The sequence below is a fragment of the Paenalicyclobacillus cellulosilyticus genome, from assembly GCF_014647315.1.
In the GTDB taxonomy this organism is placed as follows: domain Bacteria; phylum Bacillota; class Bacilli; order Alicyclobacillales; family Alicyclobacillaceae; genus Alicyclobacillus_J; species Alicyclobacillus_J cellulosilyticus.
The window spans coordinates 398-696 of record NZ_BMOY01000099.1 but is presented as its reverse complement, the minus strand read 5'-3'; the positions used below and the strand labels follow the sequence as shown (position 1 = coordinate 696).

At 39.5% G+C, this 299-nt stretch carries 1 protein-coding gene; it reads right to left on the bottom strand.

All coding sequences use genetic code 11. The features are described from left to right. Positions 1-299: ATP-binding protein (locus IEX97_RS12960; RefSeq protein WP_188883518.1), on the bottom strand; the 299-nt coding region annotated here is incomplete at both ends.

Here is a 299-nt window from a genome sequence, read left to right as displayed (position 1 = left end):
CGTTCCTCCACCATTTGTTCAATGCCTGATTGAATCTGGCGAAATAGATCTACTTTGCGGAATTTGGGTTCTTCACCTAAACCATAAGCCAACCCTCGGTAAAAATCCATCACTCCTCCAGTAGACAATGGAAAATAGACGACATGATACAAAGATGGATTGAGTGACTCCTTAAAACTTCGTAATGTAAATGTTTTTCCAGCCCCAGGATCACCTATAATTAAACCGATTCCTTTCGACTTTTGTAAGTACGCTAAACCATTTAATGCTCCTTGATAAATCGTAGATTCAAACGCATC